Annotated in this window: 20 protein-coding genes and 1 pseudogene; 9 read left to right on the top strand and 12 right to left on the bottom strand. The window is 37.6% G+C overall.

What is annotated here, in order from left to right; genetic code table 11:
* Nucleotides 1–321: 321 nt before the first annotated feature.
* Nucleotides 322–699, top strand: a pseudogene (locus tag ACFE6N_RS16175) (group II intron reverse transcriptase/maturase); the annotation flags it as partial.
* Nucleotides 700–733: 34 nt separating this feature from the next.
* Here the strand turns inward: ACFE6N_RS16175 and ACFE6N_RS16170 are convergent.
* On the bottom strand, nt 734–1,624 hold the full coding sequence (locus ACFE6N_RS16170; RefSeq protein ID WP_378938126.1) for an IS110 family transposase: 891 nt from the start codon (nt 1,622–1,624) through the stop codon (nt 734–736).
* Nucleotides 1,625–2,858: 1,234 nt separating this feature from the next.
* Between ACFE6N_RS16170 and ACFE6N_RS16165 the strand changes: the two genes are divergently transcribed.
* Both ACFE6N_RS16165 and ACFE6N_RS16160 read left to right on the top strand, forming a co-directional pair.
* A complete protein-coding gene (locus ACFE6N_RS16165; RefSeq protein WP_378938124.1) occupies nt 2,859–3,614 on the top strand; it encodes an Imm49 family immunity protein in 756 nt (251 codons plus the stop codon).
* A gap of 59 nt (nt 3,615–3,673) precedes the next feature.
* Nucleotides 3,674–4,411 carry an immunity 49 family protein gene (locus ACFE6N_RS16160; RefSeq protein WP_378938122.1) on the top strand — a complete coding sequence of 246 codons (738 nt, stop codon included), beginning with the start codon at nt 3,674–3,676 and terminating at the stop codon, nt 4,409–4,411.
* 216 nt (nt 4,412–4,627) lie between these two features.
* Here ACFE6N_RS16160 and ACFE6N_RS16155 read toward each other — a convergent pair whose 3' ends face one another.
* The 7 genes from ACFE6N_RS16155 to ACFE6N_RS16125 all read right to left on the bottom strand — a co-directional run bounded on the left by ACFE6N_RS16155 (nt 4,628) and on the right by ACFE6N_RS16125 (nt 10,972).
* Nucleotides 4,628–5,698 (bottom strand): HNH endonuclease domain-containing protein, encoded by a 1,071-nt coding sequence (locus tag ACFE6N_RS16155; RefSeq protein ID WP_378938120.1) that lies wholly within the window; start codon nt 5,696–5,698, stop codon nt 4,628–4,630.
* Between the two features lie 172 nt (nt 5,699–5,870).
* Nucleotides 5,871–6,425 (bottom strand): sce7726 family protein, encoded by a 555-nt coding sequence (locus tag ACFE6N_RS16150; protein ID WP_378938118.1) that lies wholly within the window; start codon nt 6,423–6,425, stop codon nt 5,871–5,873.
* An 86-nt stretch (nt 6,426–6,511) separates the two neighbouring features.
* Nucleotides 6,512–7,525 carry a beta family protein gene (locus tag ACFE6N_RS16145; protein WP_378938116.1) on the bottom strand — a complete coding sequence of 338 codons (1,014 nt, stop codon included), beginning with the start codon at nt 7,523–7,525 and terminating at the stop codon, nt 6,512–6,514.
* A gap of 787 nt (nt 7,526–8,312) precedes the next feature.
* Nucleotides 8,313–9,464: an AbiH family protein gene (locus tag ACFE6N_RS16140; protein ID WP_378938114.1), complete on the bottom strand. Its 1,152-nt coding sequence runs from the start codon at nt 9,462–9,464 to the stop codon at nt 8,313–8,315.
* Nucleotides 9,465–9,628: 164 nt separating this feature from the next.
* A complete protein-coding gene (locus ACFE6N_RS16135; protein ID WP_378938112.1) occupies nt 9,629–10,231 on the bottom strand; it encodes a hypothetical protein in 603 nt (200 codons plus the stop codon).
* Nucleotides 10,228–10,587 (bottom strand): hypothetical protein, encoded by a 360-nt coding sequence (locus ACFE6N_RS16130; RefSeq protein ID WP_378938110.1) that lies wholly within the window; start codon nt 10,585–10,587, stop codon nt 10,228–10,230. The genes ACFE6N_RS16135 and ACFE6N_RS16130 overlap by 4 nt, the downstream gene beginning before the upstream one ends.
* Nucleotides 10,588–10,732: 145 nt before the next feature.
* Nucleotides 10,733–10,972 (bottom strand): PmeII family type II restriction endonuclease, encoded by a 240-nt coding sequence (locus tag ACFE6N_RS16125; protein ID WP_378938108.1) that lies wholly within the window; start codon nt 10,970–10,972, stop codon nt 10,733–10,735.
* Between the two features lie 179 nt (nt 10,973–11,151).
* Here ACFE6N_RS16125 and ACFE6N_RS16120 point away from each other — a divergent pair, with 179 nt between their 5' ends.
* From ACFE6N_RS16120 to ACFE6N_RS16110, 3 genes are all read left to right on the top strand, one after another.
* On the top strand, nt 11,152–11,412 hold the full coding sequence (locus tag ACFE6N_RS16120; protein WP_378938106.1) for an AAA family ATPase: 261 nt from the start codon (nt 11,152–11,154) through the stop codon (nt 11,410–11,412).
* A 172-nt stretch (nt 11,413–11,584) separates the two neighbouring features.
* On the top strand, nt 11,585–12,190 hold the full coding sequence (locus ACFE6N_RS16115; protein WP_378938104.1) for a hypothetical protein: 606 nt from the start codon (nt 11,585–11,587) through the stop codon (nt 12,188–12,190).
* Between the two features lie 837 nt (nt 12,191–13,027).
* Nucleotides 13,028–13,879 (top strand): hypothetical protein, encoded by an 852-nt coding sequence (locus ACFE6N_RS16110; RefSeq protein ID WP_378938102.1) that lies wholly within the window; start codon nt 13,028–13,030, stop codon nt 13,877–13,879.
* Between the two features lie 193 nt (nt 13,880–14,072).
* On the opposite strand, the gene ACFE6N_RS16105 is transcribed toward ACFE6N_RS16110, so the two are convergent.
* The 4 genes from ACFE6N_RS16105 to ACFE6N_RS16090 all read right to left on the bottom strand — a co-directional run bounded on the left by ACFE6N_RS16105 (nt 14,073) and on the right by ACFE6N_RS16090 (nt 18,576).
* Nucleotides 14,073–14,273: a hypothetical protein gene (locus ACFE6N_RS16105; protein ID WP_378938100.1), complete on the bottom strand. Its 201-nt coding sequence runs from the start codon at nt 14,271–14,273 to the stop codon at nt 14,073–14,075.
* 143 nt (nt 14,274–14,416) lie between these two features.
* Complete coding sequence (locus ACFE6N_RS16100) at nt 14,417–15,862, bottom strand: AAA family ATPase (protein ID WP_378938098.1); 1,446 nt, start codon at nt 15,860–15,862, stop codon at nt 14,417–14,419.
* 231 nt (nt 15,863–16,093) lie between these two features.
* Nucleotides 16,094–17,998, bottom strand: coding sequence for an OST-HTH/LOTUS domain-containing protein (locus ACFE6N_RS16095; protein WP_378938096.1), 1,905 nt, complete (start codon nt 17,996–17,998; stop codon nt 16,094–16,096).
* Nucleotides 17,999–18,342: 344 nt separating this feature from the next.
* Nucleotides 18,343–18,576, bottom strand: coding sequence for a helix-turn-helix domain-containing protein (locus ACFE6N_RS16090; protein WP_378938094.1), 234 nt, complete (start codon nt 18,574–18,576; stop codon nt 18,343–18,345).
* A gap of 790 nt (nt 18,577–19,366) precedes the next feature.
* On the opposite strand from ACFE6N_RS16090, the gene ACFE6N_RS16085 reads away from it, so the two are divergent.
* From ACFE6N_RS16085 to ACFE6N_RS16075, 3 genes are all read left to right on the top strand, one after another.
* A complete protein-coding gene (locus ACFE6N_RS16085) occupies nt 19,367–19,666 on the top strand; it encodes a hypothetical protein (RefSeq protein WP_378938092.1) in 300 nt (99 codons plus the stop codon).
* 327 nt (nt 19,667–19,993) lie between these two features.
* Nucleotides 19,994–21,364 (top strand): TlpA family protein disulfide reductase, encoded by a 1,371-nt coding sequence (locus ACFE6N_RS16080; protein WP_378938090.1) that lies wholly within the window; start codon nt 19,994–19,996, stop codon nt 21,362–21,364.
* A partial coding sequence (locus ACFE6N_RS16075) for a TonB-dependent receptor plug domain-containing protein (protein WP_378938088.1) occupies nt 21,361–23,098 on the top strand: 1,738 nt, incomplete at its 3' end. The genes ACFE6N_RS16080 and ACFE6N_RS16075, both read left to right, overlap by 4 nt.

The raw sequence follows: 23,098 nt of genomic DNA, 5'->3' as shown, positions 1-23,098 counted from the left end.
TACGTATATACAGAGGCCACATCCATAGGAAGTAGATTGTCTTACCCCGGGAGATCTGAATGTGTTCTGTCAAGAGTAAGCGCGATTACAGGAGAAGAAACATTTAGCAGAGATGCTAAATGGCTCAATCAGAAGTCAGCAGCGGTCATAGTACTGCATTTTTTTTTGATGCAGGAAGGACCAAATGTTAGGATGGCAAAGGAAACAGGAAGTTTATGGCAGGGCGTTTACAGCGGAACCACATTAGAGAACTGCTTATATGAGGGTAGGACGGAATCCGAGAGTAAAATATAAGAGGAGCTGAGCCGAGCCGTGCAACCAATGTGCACAATGCCTGGGAAGGAGTTTTTTTTTAGTATTATGCTTGAAGAAATATTAGACATCCGAAATGTACAAAGCGCCTTTAGGCAGGTTACTGCCAATAAGGGTGCCGGGGGTATTGATGGTATGCAGACCGATGAACTTCGCGACTACCTGAATGCTAACTGGCAAACGTTACGGGCTGATATTTTAACAGGCGATTACCGGCCAGACGCTGTAAGAAAAGTAGAGATACCCAAGAGCAGCGGTGGTACCAGGATGCTTGGCATCCCCACGGTCATTGACCGGTTGATCCAACAGGCCATTTCCCTATGGCTTAGCCCAAAGTACGAAGTGGATTTTTCTCCGAACAGCTATGGTTTCCGGCCAAACCGCAATGCCCATCAGGCAGTGCTAAAGGCTCAGGAATATCTTAATTCAGGTTACACCTGGATTGTAGAGTGGCCAGAACGGCAGAGTTATGTAGCAGCGCTTTCATTTTTTTATTGGCAATCTTTGATACCCGGGTTTTCTTACGGATGGTGGTTCCTGATTTATATGGGAAGGGTGCTATTCCTGCGTAGGACGCGAACTGTCTGATGGTTCTTATGTTTTTGAATTCGTTGGTGCAGATGAGGATTTCCAATGCAACAACGGGCCCGACACAGGGCACCGACTGCATCAGGGTCATCAGGCGGTTTGTTTCTTCATCCGCTTTCCATGTCGCCTCGATTGAATCTTCAACATCCTTTATATCCAGTCTAAGCGCATCGAAACTCCTGGAGCAAAGTCTGTTGTTCTGTTCAATCAGGCCTTTCTTTACAAAACCTGTGTGCTCTTTTAAGGGTACCCGCATAGCGATATGAAGGGATTGCAACCGCTTTCTCAAAGTGGATAGACCGGCCAGCTGTTCGATGATTGGCCGCCTTGGTATTCTTAATCTTAATATATCCCTCGATTTATAGAGGTAGAGGGCGATTCTTTCAGCATCTTTTTTATCGGTTTTGGCCCTGATTAAACCCGAAGAATTTTTAATGCGAAGAGGCGGGTCAACGACAGTATCGATTTTAAGTGTCTTCAGCTTGTTGATCACGTGGTTGCCATAAATTCCAGTGTTTTCCATTCCAACAACGGTATTTCTGGTGGTAAACTTCAATGAAGCTTTCAGGTGTAGCATATGGTCTTTGATCGCTTTTGGTTCATTGGGGATGGTATTGTGCACCAAAACAGATCCCTGAACCATCACAGCGATATCCAGGGTTTCTTTTGATATGTCGATCCCGATAAAATAGACATACCTTTTTGTCTTATTTAATGCATCCATAGGTGAGGGTTTTATTTCCCATCCTGTACGGTCAGGCGTTTTTCTACAATATAGGTCTTACCTTTAGCATAGCTCTGACTCACCTGACCGTTCTTTTAATTGGTGCTGACCATTAACTTACCGGGCCTTTTGCTCACGCTTTGGTCTTTCCTTGGTTAACATTTAAGTCTTTTCCCGATAATCATGATCATTCAATTAAATTTTGATGGGACATTATCTCAAATCCGGTTTATTCAACATGGGAAGTTTCCCCGTAGGTTTAAACAAATTTAGCCATCAAAGGTGATTTAATCAATTTAGTTTTTTTAAATATCATCGGTTCAGGCGTGGAACGCTAGGGGAGCCTGGTGTTGTATTCCGATTGGGGACCGTAACGGCTGTAAGATGATTCTCTTTGGATAAGGCGTCAATGGAAAATGTGAATACACCACCAGGGGATTAACGCATCGCGTAGATGACCGCGATTGCATAATTAAAATTCAAGCCGGATCTGATCAACGCTTTTACCGATATGGAACAGATGGCAAACCTTAACTTGCTTAGGCTGGTTTAGGGACGATAGGCGTAAATCCAATTATGATTAGTTAACTTCTCTATGATGTTTTGAAGTTCGCTATATTAGCAATTGTTAATGATCTAAATCTAATTTATCAAGCGCTCTCTGTGGCTATAAAATGGAGCATAATTTACCATGAACTGGCTTAGGCTATCCTTGTATATCGGAATCGATATGGGAAAGAAGCCGCAACGAAAATCTACCAAATACTAGGTGAGGATGATCGATTCAGGGCGAATAATCAATGGTTTTATAAATACAACAAGTTAACGGAACAGTATATTGATCCGGTAATATTGTTTTCAAGTCTGAACTTGTCCAAATCTAAACCAGAAAATCGACTTTTAAGACTGAACCGTCTTTCCAGATGGCGTATTCTTTAAATAATAGATTTTTTATATTTTAACCACTGGAAAACTATAAAATATAAATTACTATTATGAAAAAACAACGCTCTTTCAATGGTGGGTGATCGCCTACCTGTTTACCGTATGCCTATGTGTTGTCACGGGCTGCCGAAAGGATCTACTTCAACCTAACTCTAATGTCTTAAAAAACTCAATTTCGGTTGACGAAGCAAAGAAGTACTTCGATGCGAAACTAGTATAACTAAAACGGTAACTGGGGTAGATAGATCCTCGGGAGAAATAATTATAGTCAAACTTAAAAATTATTAATATGTTGCCATTGTCGGAAATATATCGCAATAGTATAGCGGATGAAAAAGTAGCATTGGATAGGATAAATTTTCCTGGAACGCCGGAAATACAAGTAAAAAGTGATGAGGGGATGCTCTGGTATTACAATGAAAACATGGCTTTGGGTGAGTTTTTTATCAATGGTAATGTGATCTCATGTAAACAACATTTTTACAGATGCGCTCGCATTGATGAATATCTGATAAATAATTATGATTCTCGAATATTGGATTCGGGAATCAATCATATTACTTATGCTCTCTTGAGTGATAATACTGAGTTGATCGCCCGTTACGCGGATCTTAGTCATAGCGTTTATAAATGGATGGTCGAACATGGCTATAGCACACTTTTATATTGCATTCAGCAAATCATGAAGGATAATTGGGAGGGGGTGAAACGGAGTATCGAAATTATGAATACCAAGAATGCAAAATTAAGGAAAGGGATTCTTTCAGATATATCGTTTTTTGAAGCCTTATTAGAAAAGAACGAGTCTAAAATGTTTGAGTGCATAAATCAATTGCTAAAAGATCATAAAAAACGAAACAAGTATTTAGGTATTTCAGAGCAGTATATTTCTATACCTGCTCTTACTTACACCAAATTAGCTTGGCTAAAAGGTTTTGAGCTCCAGATTGATCATCCATTAATTCCAAAAGAATTATTGCCATATTGTCCGCTTGAAAAGTATGATGACAAGTATGACTTTTTAGCAAAAGATACTTTCTTCTAGGCTAAATTATAGATGAGGATTAAACAGGCTTATAGGAAAGTACTTCAAGGTTAATATATATGTCAAATTACATTTCGATCCAATCACTATATCAAACAGATTCTGCTAGAGAAAGAGAAACACTCGAACAAATCAGTTTAAAAAATAACTTAGACGGTCAGATTAATGGTCTTTGGTACTACAATGAGACGTTTTTCTTATACCATTTACACAATAAAGATTATCATGATGCTAAATTAAACGCGTATCGGTGTGGTTGCATAGATGAATTTTTAATTACCCGTTACGACTCAAGAATTCTGGATTCTGGCATTAAAAACCTTACTTATGTGTTGTTAAGCGACAATAAACGACTAATTGATCGTTTTGCTGATCTTGGACACTCAAATTATAGTTGGATGGTTGAGCACGGCTATAGCACACTTTTGTATTGCATTCAACAGATCATGAAGGGTGATTGGGAAAGGGTAAAATGGAGCATTGAAATTATGAATACTAAAAATCCAAAACTCCAAAAAGGAATTTTGTCTGATATACTTTTTTTTGAAGGAATGATTGACAAAGATGAATCTAAAATGTGTTTGGCAATAAAACAATTGCTTAAAGATCATAAAAAGCGGAATCGGTACATGGGTATTAGTGAACAGTATGTGTCAATACCCGCCTTAACCTACGTCAAGCTTGCCTGGTTGAAAGGCTTTGAAATACAGATTGACCATCCCTTAATTCCAAAAGAACTCCTACCATATCATCCACTTGATGAATATGATGGTAAGTATGATTTTTTAAATAATTAACTGTAGCGCCAGCTTTAGCAGATGTGGTCACCTGTTTTTGATCAAGGTGGCCACTTTTTTATTCATGTTTCGTGCAACCGACTGTTTCAAAAGAGGCACCTACACGTCAGCAATATCATAGCGATACCGCCTTTCAGCTTGCGATTTATTTGGAAATGGATGACGGTTTAGTATTCATATACAGAAAGAAATAAAAAGAAGGCGCGGAAACTTCTATTAAGAAATCGGAGTTCTAATATATTCAAAACCATTGTTGTTCGCAATGGTAAGCAAAGGCTGTATATTCTCTAAAAACCTTTCCCGTAAATCCGTTTCAGGCAACTGATGCCCATCCGCATTAGGGAACAGGCTCAGGTAATCTTCCATTATGGACTCGTTCGGGTAATTTTCAGTCATCACTTCAATAGCTGTTTTTTGCAGCCGGTAATACCTGTCAAAGTAATCTTCCATCCTGGGTAGTTTATCATTCTTCCGGCTGTTGAATGATGGATCGGCCGGGATGAGGTTCCAGATCAGATCGTGAGATACAAAGGCATAGGGGATAAAATGTTCAACGGCGAAGCTGCCATGTACCAGTTTTTTATGCGTGTATATACATTCCAGCGGGCCGGTATGGTCTAAAACCCTGTTCCAGAATTTACGCTGGTTGAGCAGGTTGTTCCGGCGGGCAGGTTTTATCAGTTTATTCGGGATATCAGGAACGTTCGGGTTGTGTTTCTGCAGGTAAAGGCTCAGGTGCCAGTAACAAAATGCTCTTAAAATACCAGCATGTTCAAGCAGGTAACCATGCCATAGTGGGTTGATGGTGAGGTTTTGCTCATCAAGGGCATAGGGGCAATCATTTTCAAAATTTGCCGAAAGGCGGTATATTTCGGCACGGTTTCCTTTCCATTCCGGAAACCAGGGGCTCAGGTAGCGGTGCGGTACCTCCTGATCAAAATATTGTATGGCTTTGGCCGTTAACGGGTTCAAGCTGTTGATAATTTTCTGTTTAACCACTTCCTGTTTTTCATCAATGGTGATACTTTCCAATTCACTTATCTGCTTAATGGCCCGCTGTAATTGGTCTTGCTTGCCGAATGAGATATGGAAATAATTTACGGTGTACCAGGCTAACGAAACCATGCCTGCAAAAATCCGGTGCTTAGGTATCACGGTGTTTCCTCCTTCCAGTTCAGATAAGATGGATAACAGCCAGTAATATTTATAGGTTGCAGAGGTATTATTGAAACTCGCAGCAAGTGAGGGGATAGAAAGTCCGGGGCGTTGAGGTAGGGGGAAGTTCATTATTTAATGAGCGAAAGCTTGTACACAGGTTCTACTAGGGTCAGATACATCTTTTTGTACTGATGAAAATATTTAGCAGGTCGAATTATTAAGGGTATCCACAGCCGAAGTTAAAATGTCATTTTACGAAATCTTAAAAAGTAGATATCATCAGCTCAGTTCGGCTAATTGACTAACAATCTTTCCAGTTTGCTCTTAGTCGAAGTTGTTCTCGGACAAGTTCGGATACCTCTTTTACTGTGAATTTTTTTGCAAGTGCCTCACATAGCAACCAACTTCGATCTGATTTATTAAATTTTACCCCACTATTAGCCAAAAGTATTTGCAATTCATCTTTCCATAAAAGCTTCGCAAGGAAAAATGATTGCTTTTTCTTGTTTATTAATGCTTTTCTAATTAAAGTTGTTTCACCATCCTTGCTACAAATAATTATTCCTACCCACTTCGGCGTCATTGTAAGTAACTTATTGCAATATTTTTCCTCTGTAACGATTGATAAGTAGTCAAATACCTTAGTATATGCCTCAACTTGAGATGGAATTCTTTTCAACGTATCGCTTGCGCTTTTTATTTCAAAGCCATGCATGTAACCGTTGATTACCGCCATATCTATTCTTGCTTTTGCAACAGGAAGTTCAAGCTCTTCAACAACCTTACTGTTTGAACATTCATAATAATTTTTTAACAAAGTGTTTTTCAGAATGATTCTGATATCAACATCAGTCATAAATCAATGTTTTCGCCAAACTTAGCTCATTTTTATTAAAAACATGGAATCTATTGCTAATAAACCATGTCACCTTAAATATAAATCTATAAAAGACTTTCTAATAATGTTAAGTGATGATTCTGGCTTATCTCGACCCATGTCTTAGCATTACCAGGTTTCAAACGTGGCGGCGGTGATAGTGATTGAAGAGAAATTGTCTCAATTTTTTGGTCTCCCCAACTAAAGGATGAGCCTGAATAGTGAGGTGCCAAGACTAGTTGTTTTGCAAACTGTATATATTGAGCGTTTCCAAGTGGATGGTTTTGTGAAAGTTCACCTCGATAGATAACAAAGGTTTTAGCAGTCGTATACTTTATACTGCACGTTCCAGTAAATGTCACATTCGTATAAGTTGGATATTTGGTGCCATAATCGCCATACCTCAAATTTTGTGGGAGATTCTGCATTGTCAAATATTCCCAGATATCGTTTTCATAACGTCTTATTGTATGAAGATGATTTGCAGTAAATGGTGTTAAATTTTCGGGGAAAGACCCGCTCGCAACAACTATTGCGTCGAAATCGGAAACGTTTATTAGGCCGGCTATCAGCGCAGCGATATTATTCGCTTTTATAGAGAAATTACTCGCTTGAACATAACCGAGATCTAGCAATAGAATCATTTGTGATTCAAATATTGAGAAAGTACTTAAAATACTCGCAATTTGCGAATTAAGCGAAGTCAGATTATATGGATTTGTTTCTCTAAAACAAACTTTAAGATTAAACTGATTTACTAAAGATCTAGTAGTAGTAATATATGCAGTTGGGGAGTTCGAATCAATAACAGGAGTAATATTAATTCCATTTGCGATTGCGTCCGTTATTATTAGCGTTACATCTGAAATTTTACTCGACAAACTATTAATCAAAGAAAAATCTAATAGTACTTCGTTATTTGTGAATGACCAATTGTTTTTTAGATGATCTGATATAGAAGTAAAGTTATCTTCAACAATTTGTATAATAGGTGCGGAAGTATTTTTAACATTCTGCGCAAGTTTTTCTAAGGCAATTAATTCGCCAGCCTTCGAAAGCAAAATAGGGTAATATTTCATGAGGGTTAATTGAGGTTAAGTTATTCTTACTAAATTATCAATAATTTATGATCAAAATATTGATTCGTTTTCCTTTTATTGACTTATATCATAATCAATTAATGTCATCAAAAGCACGTTCTTTTATGGCTTCTTCTCCAGATGTGGATTAAACAACCAAGCCACACCAAAAATTTCGATACTAAGTTTGAGATCTTCTTAGTAATGCTTATAATGTGTTCTATTTGATTAGATAACCAATTTCGATCGGGATTATATAACTATCAAAATATTTATGTATTGTTATCTATTGCTTTGGAAAATGGAGTGAGCAATATTTTATCTAAAATCGCTATTTAGGTATAGGAAGCAAGTTTCAATTTTGTACCATAAAATTGCCTATACTTAGCATGAGGTGGCAAAACCTCATGCTATTAAGCTCAATCCTTTGGTTTGTGGATGTGAGGTTTCAGGTCAGGGTGTTTCGGTTTGGTTTCCGGGAGAACCCTCCTTCGCTTATCATCATTCCCCTCTTCTGTTTTGGGCTTAGGCCCAGGTTTGATTGCTTCCATAATAAATTTCAATTAATAATTAGTTTTCGGACCAATATTAGTCCTGTTCAAAGCTAATCTAATCTAGATCAATTAGTTTACGGTTTCCCGTAAACAGAACGTGCATTAGAATGAGGATCAGTTCTTCAGCAAAAGAAAGACTTAAAGAATTTTTAAGATGATGGCATGAGTAAAGTAAAAATCACAGTATAAAAAAATAGCATTACTTTTTATTTAAAAAAAAGAATGTGCTAAAGCTAAGATTTTTGTGGCATAGGCGATGACTTGTCAAAAGGAACTATTTTAAGCCTCATCAGCCTTTTATCTCTGAAATGCCTTGAAATCTCTTCTGTTAAATCCGTGTAGTTGTTATTTCCCGTACTTGGATTTTCATAGTAAAATATCTTAATAGAAACGCAGTTTTCATGCTCAAATATCATGTTGAGCATAGTCCGGTCTGATAAGCCACAAGAATGGCCAAAGATATACACCTGGAAAGGCTCCCCCTGAATAAATCTCATCAGGTTATGGTAGTTTGAGGTTTTAAAATACCAGAACGATTTGATGTATTTGAATAGCTGTTTTGTGGTATCTAATTCGAACTTGCTATAATCCGAATCGAGTTCATCACCAAATCCAAAAATAATCGGGTTGCTTACATCATCGAGTTTTCCATGGATATAGTTAATTTTTACATTCAAGTTCTCTGGGAAATATTGCTCAATGGTATCAGTATAGTTGAAGTTTAAAATCAGAGTTTCCGATGGCAATTGGTATTGTAGATCATCTTTTGTGAGGGGAGGGCGTTCAACAATCTCATCCGGAATGACAGTGTCCTGCAAAATAATGCTGTACTTATCTATATTTTCTTTAGAGTGGCTGATCTCTTTGAGATAGACAGTGAGTTGCTCTATGATAAAAGTCAAAGACTTGTTTAGGTCTTTTACATCCTCCGCTTTTCGCTGATTCCCCTCTCTTAACGCCTTTTTTAACGAGCTATAGAACAGATTTTCTATATCTACCCATTTGTCAATTGCACAGTTATCAATTAACTCACAGAGAAATTTGGACTTGCATTTTATCTTAAATGCAGATATCCACGGTGCTGGTGGTATGTCGTCATCACCCGAGGAAACCATATCAATGAAATATTCTTTCTTTGTACCCATTAAGGTAGATAGGCTGCCGTTTTGGTAATGCTCTAAAATGTATTCGTTGATGCTTCTACCGTCAAGTTCATTATTCACATATACGTAACTGTTTGCGTAAATACTTAACAGCTCATCCTCATAACCTTGTGAGCTGTTTTCGAAGCAGTTGGTTATATACCAAAGAATGAAATCATTATAACTTGTTTTCAGCCCATGAGCCAAATCAAATCCGTTCCCGACTAAGATCAATCTATTCATACTGTACTATATCGTGCGTTATTTAGAAACTTATTTGACCAATTCTGTTCTTTTGCATTGGCGTCTCACATAAAACTATTCTGGCAGTTGGTGCCCAACTTTTTTGTAGACGGTAAAATTTGGTTAGTAGTGACATCAACCAAATGTTAAAGTCAGTCATTAGCCTAAACTATACCTTTTTCCTTTAATAATTTCATCAATGCTTTAAAGTCAGAGTAAGCTTTACCGGAAAGATCATTCATTCTGTCGGAATCTATTTTGGCTTTTTCTTGATCGTAATCTTTGAAAGGTACAAGGAAGCCAGCAGGATGACCAGAAACATGATAACCCATAAAGTCGGTAAACCTTTCTAGTTGTAAATTAAATCTACCCAATGCTAAATTAATATCGATATCGAGAATTTCATTTTTTGATAGCCTACTTGCATATTGATAATCTATAATGCCACTTACAGTATCCTGGCGATAACCATTCCAGGCATCATTATGGCAAATATCTTCTTCAAAAGCCTTTACATCTAATTTTTTTAAAAGCCTATTTATGGCTCTGATATCAGTTGGTTTAGGCGCAGATTTCAGTAATTTAATGTCCTGCCTTTTGATTCGTAACTCTATTAATAATATAGTGCAAAATATAGTTAGACACAATATAATAGTTATTTTCCAATCAGCGAACAATTTTGGCAGAGTGTAATAACTTGTTAAATAGGTTAATAATATGGGTACGGCTATAAGTGATATGTACCACTTTTCAATAATGCTCTTCATTTTAAGGCCACTTCTTTAATTATTTTTGCACTCTTAAGTATAGCAAATAGGGGAGAACGCTTTCTATATAGCCCGCCACCTTTAAATGCCTTTTTGGCGTTGCTCGTATTAAATGTTTTAAACGCTGATAATTTAGAAACTGTTTTAACAAAGTCTTCTTGGCTAATCAACTCAATTTCTCCTTTGTTCCTAGACGGAGCCGAAAACGAAATATAGTTGTCATTAATCTCTTGTACCGTATAATGTATCTTTTCATTTATACTTTTAACAATAACATCGCTATTAAGCCCATACTGAAATTGTTTCCAAAGTTCAACCGGATTTGGATTTTTGAATGTAAAAGAATAATTAGCCACAATTTTTTTATATTAAATTTTTACTAACCCGAGTCTCTATTTATAAAGAGCTTTAGCATTACTCTAGCAAAGCTAACATTATAGTTTCATATTGGTTTATTGAAGCCGTTTCATTACTTTGTCACTGCCTAAATTTATTAGCTTATCAAAATCTTAACCAATTCCCAAAAATCCCCTCTTCCCTTGATGAAAGGAAAGTAGATAGTATACCTTCAATTATTTCACTTGCGGTGTTAACGTTTTTTGCTTTGAAAAGATAAGGGTTCTTCTTTTTCAATACTTCGCTAAGTTTAATCTTATCTATTGTCGCAAGGCGTTTCTGGTGGGAGTCGGGAATGTTGTCTTCAATATATTTGGTTACGTCTGCAAGGTTTAGTTTATTCATTTTCTTAGGGAGTTTAGAATCAAATTCCAATTAGAACTCTTAATACTATGTTTAATTGTTTGTATGTGCGGCTACAGTAGCAAATTTATTAGCTTTCAGGATTACTTATAAATCAGTATTTACGGTTTTCCGTATTTTAACCCTTAGTTATAATCGTAATTTTCATAAAAAATGAAATTATGAGACTTGAATACTTTCACTTGAAGGGTTTACGACGCATAAAAGAGGATTGGATTGTTTGTGGTGACGCAACTTTTATAATTGGTGAGAATAACATCGGTAAAAGCAGTGTGTTAAAAGCTATGGAAATTTTTTTTTCTGAAACCCCTAAACTATCGATTGAGGATTTTTTCAGGATTGATGAAACTGGCCATCAGGAAAGTGAAGTTACAATGGAAGCAAAATTTTATTCTTTTAGAATGTCTCGAAATGCTTGGTGAGAAAAGCTTGTAAATTAAGAATATTGGTTAGAAAGGTATCACTAGCTAATTATTGAATCAATTTGATTTTCAAAGTAAAATTCTAAATTATTTGCTGACGATATTAAATAATAAAAATTGGTATTGCAATATTTTAATATATATATTAGTGTTTCAATAATTAAATCTAAATATGAAAAAAACTATTTTGACGCTAGCAACAGCAATCTCCTTATTTTTTGCAGGATGTAAAAAAGACACTGATGTTTCTAAAACCGAGGAAAAAATTACGAAACCTCAAAAATCTGCAGTTATTGATTATGGGGGTGGCGGTGGCGCGGGAACTGGTTATTCCTCCTATGTGGTTCAAGATGCAGATGGAAATTATGGCAGCGCATATGCTGGCGGCATGAATTTTGGAACATATTTTCCACATCCTACATCCGTTCCTGCTTATGAGGAAGGGAAGCGTTATTCACCTGGTGATTTAGTGGTTTATCCTGACGGAGGTGGCATTATTTCTTTCACGCAAAATGGTGCCTCATTTGTTTTGATTAGAAATACAGTCATAGGTCAATACCCAGTTTTAACTGGACCAATTTCAACTTTCAAATCAGAATTTAATGACTACATGAAAGGTACAAAACCAGTTATGCCTAATTTCAAAACAATTGCTGAAAGATATGGTATAGATGGTAGTGGTTTTATTCAATATCCAGGAACTTTTGTATACGATAGTGCTTCGCCGACAAAGATTAGAATTTCGACAAACGTTTTCCCAGTAATTGAAGAGGAGTGATATATCTAATCTTTACAATCAAATTTATAAATTGATGTATTTTGTAAAATTAATTGCTTACAACCTTTATAGTTAACCTGGAAGAATTCAAATGCGCCAGTGAATATATAACATTGGCCATTTTTCATTAATTTTGTCTATTTAGGACTCCGTCCAGAGATTAATTATAATAACAAATATGATAGATATTACTTTATCCATCACATGTATACTCTCTCTCTTTATATCTGGTAATAGAAATAAACTTTAGGAGCTAAACTCTAGATTAGTTCTGACACGCGCTAATTACTAGGTTTTTATAGTTTATAATTACTGAGCTTTTTTAAGATAATTATTTATAATTCTCAGGTTTTATATTTGAACACGTAGATTTTAAATCACAGCTATCTAATCATAGTCAATCCCAAAGTATGCTATAAAAAGGTTTTTTGCTACACTGCACTTTATCAAAAACAGTGGAATTTTTGACATACAGGCTAACGCAATCCTTAATACATATAAAAATGAATTTTGACATATTTGTATTCCGAACAATTTTCAACTGATTCCATAATATGTCATACACGAAACTGATTATCATAGATATCACTTGAAGTCATACATCGTTATCTATTTCAAATTCATCTAAATTAGTTTCAGAAGCAGCAGGCAGTTTTGGAATAATCTACAGTTATATCAATCTTGGAAGGCATTTTTTTTACTACTGTGATCTGGTGTAAAATTATTAACAACAAGAGGTTTAATGAAAAGAAACGTTCGTCAAGCGGCGATGATAAAGGCTATTTTAGTAACTGCCACATTTTTAATGCTAACTTAGTATAGATTCTATTAACTCAAATGAAATATATACTAATAGCTATACTCTTAACAATCAGTATTTCTTCTCTTGCTCAAGAAAAGGTCGAATTCTCAAGGGAAAAAATGTATGATCGGATGACGATGAGCAGAGAAAGGTTAATAAAGCTTATTAAAGCAATCGATTATTATCATAATGAAAATCTACCAGATAGCATAAGTTTGGATATATACCGCAAACATGCAATCAGCCTTGAGGTTGGTAAGGAAGATGAATCGCAAACGCTAACAGGTTTCAAGCAAATAGAACAAATTGAGCTTGATGGCAGAAAATACTCAAAATTAGACATCCTCTATCTGAATCAACAGCAGCCTATTAGTTCGATCAATCTCAATTTAGCATCTTATAGCAGAAGACTAGCTATCAAGGGAACAGATCAACAGCGAGTAAATGCATTGTTCAGAGAGTTGGATGAACATCTTGTCGATAGTGAAGACTTTCTGGGATTTGTGAATTGGAATGCAATTTTATCTACCGCGCTTTTCTGTCTGATGCTACTTGCCCAACTTATATTTTTTCAAATAAAGCCGCAGGAGAATAATACAGCTAGTATTAGGCTTGCCAAAACTATCAAATTTGTATGCGTTGTTTACAGCGTGATTTGGTTGTTGTTAATGTTGTCGCCTTTCGAATTATCAAGTTTATTTCCAGGGTTTTCACTTAGCTCAGATCCAACACACTGGTGGGATAAGTACGCCAATTTTATCGGAGTTTTTTCATTTCTTGGTACGGCGTTATTTGGGATAATTAAGTTTTTGAGCAAAATACTGATCTTTACAAATACACAGGATGTACCTAGGCAGGAGGATGGAACAACGCTATCAGATAGATAATAAATTTGTTAAATACCAGTATAACTTGACCACATATCGCTGTAAATAAAATACTGCAGAATTCTGCTCACCTGTGTTTTAGTAAAATAGCCATCAGGGGGTAATAAGATTATTTAGGGGGGAGCTTGTTTTTGCCAAGCCAATTGCTTAGCAAGCTAAACAAACTTTCTATTTGTTTTTAATATAATTTATCTTAAATTAATTCTCTTTGACATCTCTCTAATCTCTGCTCCTCAAATTGCTTTGGTTCACATTCAATCTGAGAATTTCTATCTATATGCCCTAACACATAATAGATATTCCCTCTATCAATTTCTTCAAGCGCTACACCAACTGATATTTCCTTTTTTCCAACTTTCCATAGGTACGCATAAAATGCCTCCCCGTTCTGCATCTTTTCTTGTTTTTGATAACCTTTGTCATATGTGAAGCGCCGTAAGTTTTCATAAAATGTTGCTTGAGTAAATCCATTTTATCAAATAGCGCTTTACCAAACTTAGTATTTTCAATGGTAGTAGTATCGCCATGATAATTAACTTATTCTAAATTTTTATTCCAATATTCGTCAACAGCCAGTTGTACACAGATATCTTGAAATTGTGCGGGAGTCTCATCACCTCGTTTATCAATATCTTTTAAAATCGATTGCAATTGGTCATTTGAGTCCTTCAATATTCTTTTAGCCAATACTTCCTTATCTTCAGGGCGCATGTAACCGAGCTTAATCGCTTTATCGATGCGTCCAGGTCTAGTCGAAACAAAGTTAAGCTTGCCATCCTCGGTTTCGACAGGCTTTCCTATCGCTTCGTCAATTTTTGTAATATCATTGGTTGTGATGATAGTAAAAATACCATCACTTTTATCCACTCCGTCTAAACAGTTTAAAAAACAATCAAACGTTAACGGCACGAAAGCGGTATCATTATCTTCACCACGTTCATCTTGCTTATCGTCTTCGGTTTTCATGAAGGGTGAAGGAAAACGTTGAGAAATATTCTTTCTTCCGTGAAATACATTGTCAATATCTTCAAATAAAGCTATACAGGGAATATTAGATTGCATTCGTTTCCAGGCATTTGTCAACGATTTATTATTAAGCTGTGATAGCGAAAAAACATAGATAGGCATATTAAGGTCCTCTGCAAAAGCCCTTGCCAATGCCGTTTTTCCAACTCCAGGAACACCATAAAGCAACCAGCCTCTCTTCCACGGTATACCTTTTTCTTCATACCACTTTCTGCTTTTTACCCAAAGTTGCATACTTGAAATTAACTTTTTTATTTCGTCAGGAAACACGAGGTTTGTTAATGCACTACCCTTGCCAAGTTTAGCCCTACCAATTTCATCTCTACTAAAATTTAACAGACGATAATGATCTTGTTGGTACCATGGGATATTTGAGTGGGAGTGACGGTGAAAATGCTCATGTTCTGAATCATTGTCAGGAAAATAATAGATATTAAACCGTGAACTTTCTTCCTCTTCTTTATCTTGCTGAGTAACCTGCCATAACTTTTCATTACGCCGCATTACAGCCTCCGCAATCAGCATATCAAAATCTACAGTTCCACGAATGCACAATAATGTAGAATAAACTTTATCTGCCTCAATGTTACCATGGTACTGTTCTTGATTTCCGGCAGGTGTATCTGTATGTCTGTTAAAGGAAAGGAAAAGTTTTATGAATCTTTTAGATCCTTTTTTATGAAAAAAAATAGTTGAATGTTTTCCAAAAACCTCATAAGGAACAGCACCAGTATTCCCATTTGTAAAGGATTCAAAATTTGCCCCGTAAATTTTATCATAAATTTTTGAACGATCCGCATTTGTGATCAGATAAGAAATTACTGCATCATGTAATTCTTCAGTAGAAAGCTCAACTTTTTGGACAACCAAAGAGATAAACCTCCAAATAAATTCCTTAATCTTATCCCACAATCCTACAATGATGCCGAAAATTGCTCCCCCTTTTAAAAAATCCATATATTAAGTTAGACCAATTTTAAAACCATTTAAATAAAAATCTAAGCAATTATCATATAAATAGAGGCGTGTAATTGATTTATGAGATATGCTGTAGATAATTCATAAAAGGTACGCATCTTCAAACATAAATATCGGTACTGTTTCGATTGCTTTGACTTATAAAGTATCTGACATAACTTTCATTAGTTATCAAAACAGAAAGAGAAACAAAAAGCTCAACTTCCAATCCTATTTAATTGTCTTTAACCGGATAAGCTTGTGTTTATCAACATACCTGAACTCTATATCTTGTTTTGTTTTAATGAATGCTGATAAATTATAAAATCCTAAGTCTTTAACATCAAGATGTGAATTTTTCTTAATATAAGTGCCGATGGCCGATAGGTAACACCAGCCATCTTTGTCAGCATTATTTTGTATAGCTAGTAAAAGTATTTGATCGTAAGCATTTTTACTATTTGCCAGGTCCAACTTTTTAGTTTTTTCAATTTGTTGTGAAACTTTTACTGTTAATCCTGACTTAATAGTACGTTTTTTAAAACCAATAACCCTTTCCCTGTAGGCTTTCCCATAATTAAAGGCCTTTAGTAATCCATAGTGGATCATGTACTTTACGCCTTCCTTAACCTTGGGATTAATGTTAGAATATGTTCTCTCTCTGTAAGACCATCTAATAAAAGGCTCGGAATCCTCAGTTTCTTCTATATAGCATATGATGTTTAAGTCGTATAAAAATTGCAAGAATTTGTCATTAGACTCAAAAAAATAAGGGATGTCTATATCACTTCTTTCTATATAAACAGCGAATTTTTCATAACAATCCATGAACTCGTTATAATCGAATTGAGGTTTACCACTCATGAATTCAAAAAATTTCAGAAATAATTCATAGTCTTTATCTGAGTGATAAAATGAAAGGTAATCCTTTATCTCGCCGAGTAGATAGTCTGAGTATTTTGATCGAAAAGATGAATTTTCAAAGTCAAGTTGATCAATAATTTGGAGTTTTCGATTCGAATCTTCTTTTAAGTTTTCTTGCAGCAAAGACATCATTGTGACTATATCACGCGGTCTGAACATTGAAAATCTAAGAAATGAGATAAACGAGTCTTCTTCCTTTTGATGGACTTTTGGTCTAAACGAAAAGTAATAGTTCCAACTATGCCCGAGTTCATTAAATTCTTGCTGCTGACAGTTCAAAATATTATCTGCTAACTTAAACAGTCCAGATTGTTTATATTGAGGATAGGTGGTACGCCAATCGAGCAATACAGAATTATCCCTGACTTTTGTATTCAAATTCTGTAGTCCTAGCTGAGAAAATATATCTGGTCTAACCAAGATCATCACTTTGATTCTGCCTTTTGAATCTTTAATTTTGGAAAAGAAGTCATTATTTAATGTCCAAACTGCGTTTGCTAAACCCTTTACACATTCAAGATAATCTTCGAATTCAATGTTTCTAGGTCTAATGTCAATTCCGTCGATGAAAAGAACATGATTCTTTTCCAATTTTAAGCTTGATAAAGCTGTTTCAAATTTCTTCTGTATATAAAGAAGGTTTATTTGAAATTTACTTTCCGTGTAAGATTCAGTATGCTTTTCCTCACCTGCTAATTTAAAGAATTTGTGTAATAGCTCAGCAACCTCTTTACTTTCTTCGATCACACTTAAAGCATATATGATTTCAGGTGAAAATGCAGATTTGTAGAATTCATCAATCGCCTCCTTAAGCGGTTTAAATTTTGAAAACGAAGAAAAAATAGTGCTTTCTTTTTCACTTCGTTCGATCTGTTGAGCAAGCAGTAAATAAACTAAAACTTTCCAGATATTAGTATACTCTGTTAAGGTGAGTTGATTTGATTTTTTTAGCTGTATAAACTTAACGTATTCCGTTTCTCTAATAAAACTTAAATAAGATGATGTGTTTTGAAAGTCATTATTGCTTAAGAAAAGTGAATATGCAGTTTTGCCCGTTCCTTTATCACCAATAATAAAATATTTGCTGTCATTCAATACCAAATAAAGTTCTTCTGTTTTTATAAAGAATTTGTTAAGAAGTTCCTTATGATTACCCTGCTTATAATTTTCGGCATCAGCAAATCCTAGGTTGAGATCTAAAAATGATTTCATGAGTTCGTTTTTTTAAATTTAGTTTTCTAAAATGCTCAAAAATTTTCAATAAAAAAATAAAATGTTAAACTGTTTATTAATACCATTGACTGCTAAGAATTTCGCAAGATTTTCATTCTCTATCGTGTATGAAATGAATTACAGAAAACGGTTTTAGGGAATAAGTTCAGTTTTAAAACCTAAGAATGATAAATCAATAAAAAATAATTTTCTCTTGGATAACAAGAAGCTGACAGTGGTCGGTTATCAGAATTATGTAGAAGTATTTACCGTTTTTATTATAAAATAACTAATATCTTTCATTAGGCGGGCTTGTTATCTTGCTTCCATCGCCGTGTAAAGATTTATTCAGTTTTCTTTATTGGCATAAAGAATTTTTTTACATCCACATTTAAACCATCAGCAATATCCAATAGGGTTGAAAACATAAAATTTTCTTTCCCATTTTCTATAAGGCTTATTTTTGAACGGTCACCAGCAAACTTATCTGCTAACTCTTGTTGTGTTAAACCTGCTTTCTTTCTATATGCTTTAATATTTGAGCCAACAAGGCTGAATATTTTCTCGTGCTTTTCCAATTTTATTAAAATATTTTGTTGGACTATTGCAACATTTATTTTTTATTATTATATTTGCTATCAGTTATTTATAGCGACAAATAGGAGTGGGTTTTTAATCTGCTTTTTACGATGTCACTCATGATAGAAAACCGTCAAAATTTCACATGAGCCGACCGTGAGTTCGCCGTATCTATTGGATTTTGCTATCTTCGTGATATCTTATATTCAATAGGGCGGACTTCATGTCAGTCTTTTGTGAAACTCAGGCCTCGGCTTGAGCTGGTTCTTGACGGTACCTCTATCAAAAGCATTGGAGTTCGCCCTATTGGTTTTTCCAATCTGGTTTCCCTCTGCTTTTGTTGAGTTTACATCGTTTTACATAAAACTACCGTTTATGAAAACGAACAAATTAACCGCCATCAATCGTTATCACTTCAAGGAAGTGATAAAAGATTATTCCCTACAACTATTATTAAAGAACGTGATCTGTTCTCCATCGTAATGCCAGTGCCGGAATTACAGGTGTAAAATAGCCCGATAAAAAAAGGGGGTTGGTGTGAGAGCGCGCACTTATTCCCGGTGGGTTAATTTAGCCTGGTGCCAGCCCTTTATTGCTTGTTAGGCAAGGGTGCATTACTGTGGTTATTCGCATTCCCAAGGTAAGTATCTTTTTCCTCATTTGCAATACGGTGTGTCCGTATCTGCCTGTTTTTAGGCGGAGGGGCTGGTTTTTGCCTTTTTTTTAATGAAATAAAGGGAGCGCTCTGCTGTTAATGCCTATCCAATCTACCTAACCAACCATATCACCATGACCACCAATAACCGTTACCTGCCGCTTTTTTTCCTCTGCTGGGCCTTTTTGTACAGCCCGTTTGCCGTATGGAGCATCTGGCTGGCAAGTGCTGGCGGGCATCAACAGGTTGTGGCGGAGAAAAGCCAGGTTGCAAAGGTGTCTCAGCACCCACAAGGCGCGAAGCCAGTACCTGATGATTTTACCTGTTTCTGTACTTTTTATGGAAATAAGGCCTGGGGTTTTAATTGTAACCTCAATTTTTTGGTGTCTTATTATTTAACGGAGCAGGAAGGAGTGGGCCATGGAGATCAGTAGCTGTTATCCTTTCGATCGGCTTTATGCCTTAAAGCCAAAAAATCCCGTATAGGTTTTGGCGGTGCAGGGGGCTTTACCCTGAATTCAATTAATATACTTTAGTAAGACAAATTGGCTAGCCTTAAAGGCCCTGAAACAAATCCGATAGCTATCGGATCAGGGTGACGACCGTTCATGCAAGGTGCCAATTGAATCCAAAGTAAAGCACATTATCAATAGAATTCAGGCTTGAGGTTTTTTAATGATGTAGTAATCCGGTCCCCTGCATTTGCTTTTTTTTATTGATCTAAAGGTCAGCATTAAGCGCTATCAACTAACCAAAATTTTATGAACCGAACCACTTTGGCTATGGTATTGGGGAAAATATGCCCCAGTTATTACCTGCGCCTGCTAAAAATATTCTTGCATTTTTTGCTGTTTATGGCCCTAACCGCAAATAGGGCTGCAGCGCAGGGAGCCAGGCCGGCCAGCGGGATTGCCGTTGGCGGGGCCGTTCCTGAAGCCATCTGGCAGAGCAGCCATTTTGCTTTTTCGGGCGACAAACCCGATGAAGGCAAAAATACTTCAGTTACTTTAAACCGCTACCGCGGCAAACTGATTTTGCTCGATTTTTGGGCCACCTATTGTGTGCCCTGCATCACCAGTTTCCCCAAAATGCAGGTGCTGCAACAAAAATACCAAAACGATCTGCAGATCATTCTGGTGAATAACGAACCGCTAGCCAGAGCAACTGCGTTTCTGCAAAAAAGAAAAGACGAGCATAACGAAGCCTTTACCGCTATTGTGGCCGATACCCTGCTGAACAACACCTTCCCGCACCGTACCATACCCCACTATGTATGGATTGGTAAAGATGGTAAAGTATTGGCCATAACAGGAGAGGAAGAACTGGAGGAACTGAAACTGTTGCAGGCCATGGCGGGAGTGGGGAATAGCTTTGTTAATAAAAAAAATATCGATCCGGCTTTGCCTTTATTCAGCTCGGCCGATTTCCCTACCAAGGGTTTGCAAAAGTACAGCCTGTTAACCAAAGGGCGGGTATCTGGCCTGGCCAGCGGTACCCAGTTGAGGAAAGCTAAATCGGGCCTGTTGTTAGGACGTGCCTTTACCAATACCAACTTTTTTAGCCTGTACAGTAGCATCGGCAGGGTATTGCAACGCGCAGCGGGCCAGCGCTTTTCAGATCAACAGCTCCGGTATACAGGTGCCGATTCAGCAGGTTTTTTACGCGATAGCTACAACTATGAGTTTGTAGTGCCAGAGCGTTTATCGGCCCGATTATACCCCATGATGCTGGCCGACCTGAATACCTATTCGCCTTACGTAGGCACATTAAAAACCGAAAAAATCGATTGCCTGGTGCTGGAACGGTACGGTACCGCACGTACTGCTATGAACAATGGTGGTGGCAGAATTTTAGATCAGGGCACTGGCCGGCAGGGGGCCTTGAACTTAAAAAATGTTCCGTTTGTGGCACTTGTAGATCATATAGAAAACCTGGGCTGGAACAGGCTGCCTGTGATTAACAAAACGGGGATCAGCCAACGCCTGTCCATCAGCATCCCCTTAACGGGCAACCTGCAGGAGGTGAATGCCGGGCTTTTACCATATGGTCTGCGCCTGCGGCCGGCGAAGCAAAAAATAACCATGATGCTGATCAGCGACCAGCCAAACCAAACCACTAAACCATTAAAATGAGGAATATACATATACTAATCTTATTGATCTGCTTTGGCCCGCTCATCGCCTTTGGGCAGGAAAGCTTTAGCGGCAAAATTTTAAGTGCTGCCGATAGTACGGCAGTGCTATCGAACATCGAACTTACAGGAGCCGATGGGCTGATGCATAAAACCCAAACAGATGCAAAAGGAATCTTTGTTGTAAAGCTGCCTGCGGGTACTTACCGTTTTGTGGCCACCGCGGTGGGTTTTAAAACCTATGCGGTTAGTGTAACGGTGCCGTTAACCGGGCCATTTGAGGTGAGTTTACAGCCTGCAGATAACCAGCTAAACGAGGTTACGGTAAGCACGGGTTACCAGTTGCTGGATAGGACGCGGGCCACCGGATCTTTCGACAAACTGGATAAGGCCAGGTTAGACCAGCAGGTGGGCAAAAACATACTCGATAGGTTAGAGGCCATTGGTAACGGGCTCACCTTCGATCGGACTACCTCGGCCTCGGGCAAGTTTTCTATCCGGGGTACCAGTACCATCCGTGGCCCGCGCGATCCGCTGGTTGTGGTAGATGATTTTCCTTATGCGGGCGATCTGGTCAATATCAACCCTGAAGATGTAGAAAGCATTACCGTTTTAAAGGATGCCGCGGCAGCTTCTATTTGGGGTACCCGCGCCGGGAACGGCGTGATTGTAATTACCACCAAAAAAGGCAAAAAGAATACGCCCCTGTCGGTAAATTTTTCTGGTAGCATCGGTTTTGCACAAAAGCCTAACCTGCATTACGAGCAACGCATTTCATCAGCCGATGCGCTTGATGTAGAGCAGTTTTTATTTGGCAAGGGTTATTATACCAGCCAGATCAACTCCAGCCAGAAACCGGCTTTAACGCCGTTTGTAGAGCTGTTGATTTTGAATGCGGCGGGCAAACTTTCAACTGCTGATTTGGAACAGGCCAAGGCAGGTTTCGCCGCACATGATGTGTATGATGATTTTGAAAGTTATGTATACAAAACCGGGGTAAACCAACAGTATGCACTCTCGCTATCGGGCGGGGGTGAAAAACATGCCTGGCTCATTTCTTCAGGTTATAACAAAAATATAGATAACCTGGATGGGGCCAATGCGAGGCAGAACCAGAGGCTGAGCAATAATTTTACGCTGCTGCGCAACCTGAATTTAAATACCCTGTTCAGTTATACGGGCGGCAAAGTTACAGCAGGGCAGCCCGGCATTGGTGGCATTACCAGTACCACCTCACTTTACCCATATGCGGCCTTTGCCGATGCCAATGGAAACCCATTGCCCATTATCAAGAACTACAGGGCGGCTTATCTGGCTTCGCCAGCGGTAACCCAACTGTTAGACTGGTCGTATTACCCGCTGCTGGATAATCAGTACACCGATAATGTAACCCGGTTGACCGACCTGATGGCCAGTTTCGATTTGGGTTATAAACTGCCGCTGGGCTTTAAGCTATCGCTTAAATACAATATCGAAGAGCAGCGTACCAACAGGGAGATTTTACAGGGCTTAGGGAGTTATTATACCCGCAACCTGATTAACAGTTTTGCGCAGGTGGGCACGGGTGGGGCTGTTACTTATCCAATCCCCGTAGGTGCCATTATGGACAGGAACGAGGGGCGGTTACTTTCGGAGCAGTACCGGGCACAGCTTGATTATCACCGGGTTTGGGCTGCGCACCGGATAGATGCTTTGGTGGGGGTAGAATGGAGGAAGGCCCGATCAACAGGTGCAT

Source organism: Pedobacter sp. BG31 (genome assembly GCF_042464845.1).
Lineage (GTDB): Bacteria > Bacteroidota > Bacteroidia > Sphingobacteriales > Sphingobacteriaceae > Pedobacter > Pedobacter suwonensis.
The sequence above is the reverse complement of the archived record's forward strand: the minus strand, read 5'-3'. Positions and strand labels throughout refer to the sequence as shown.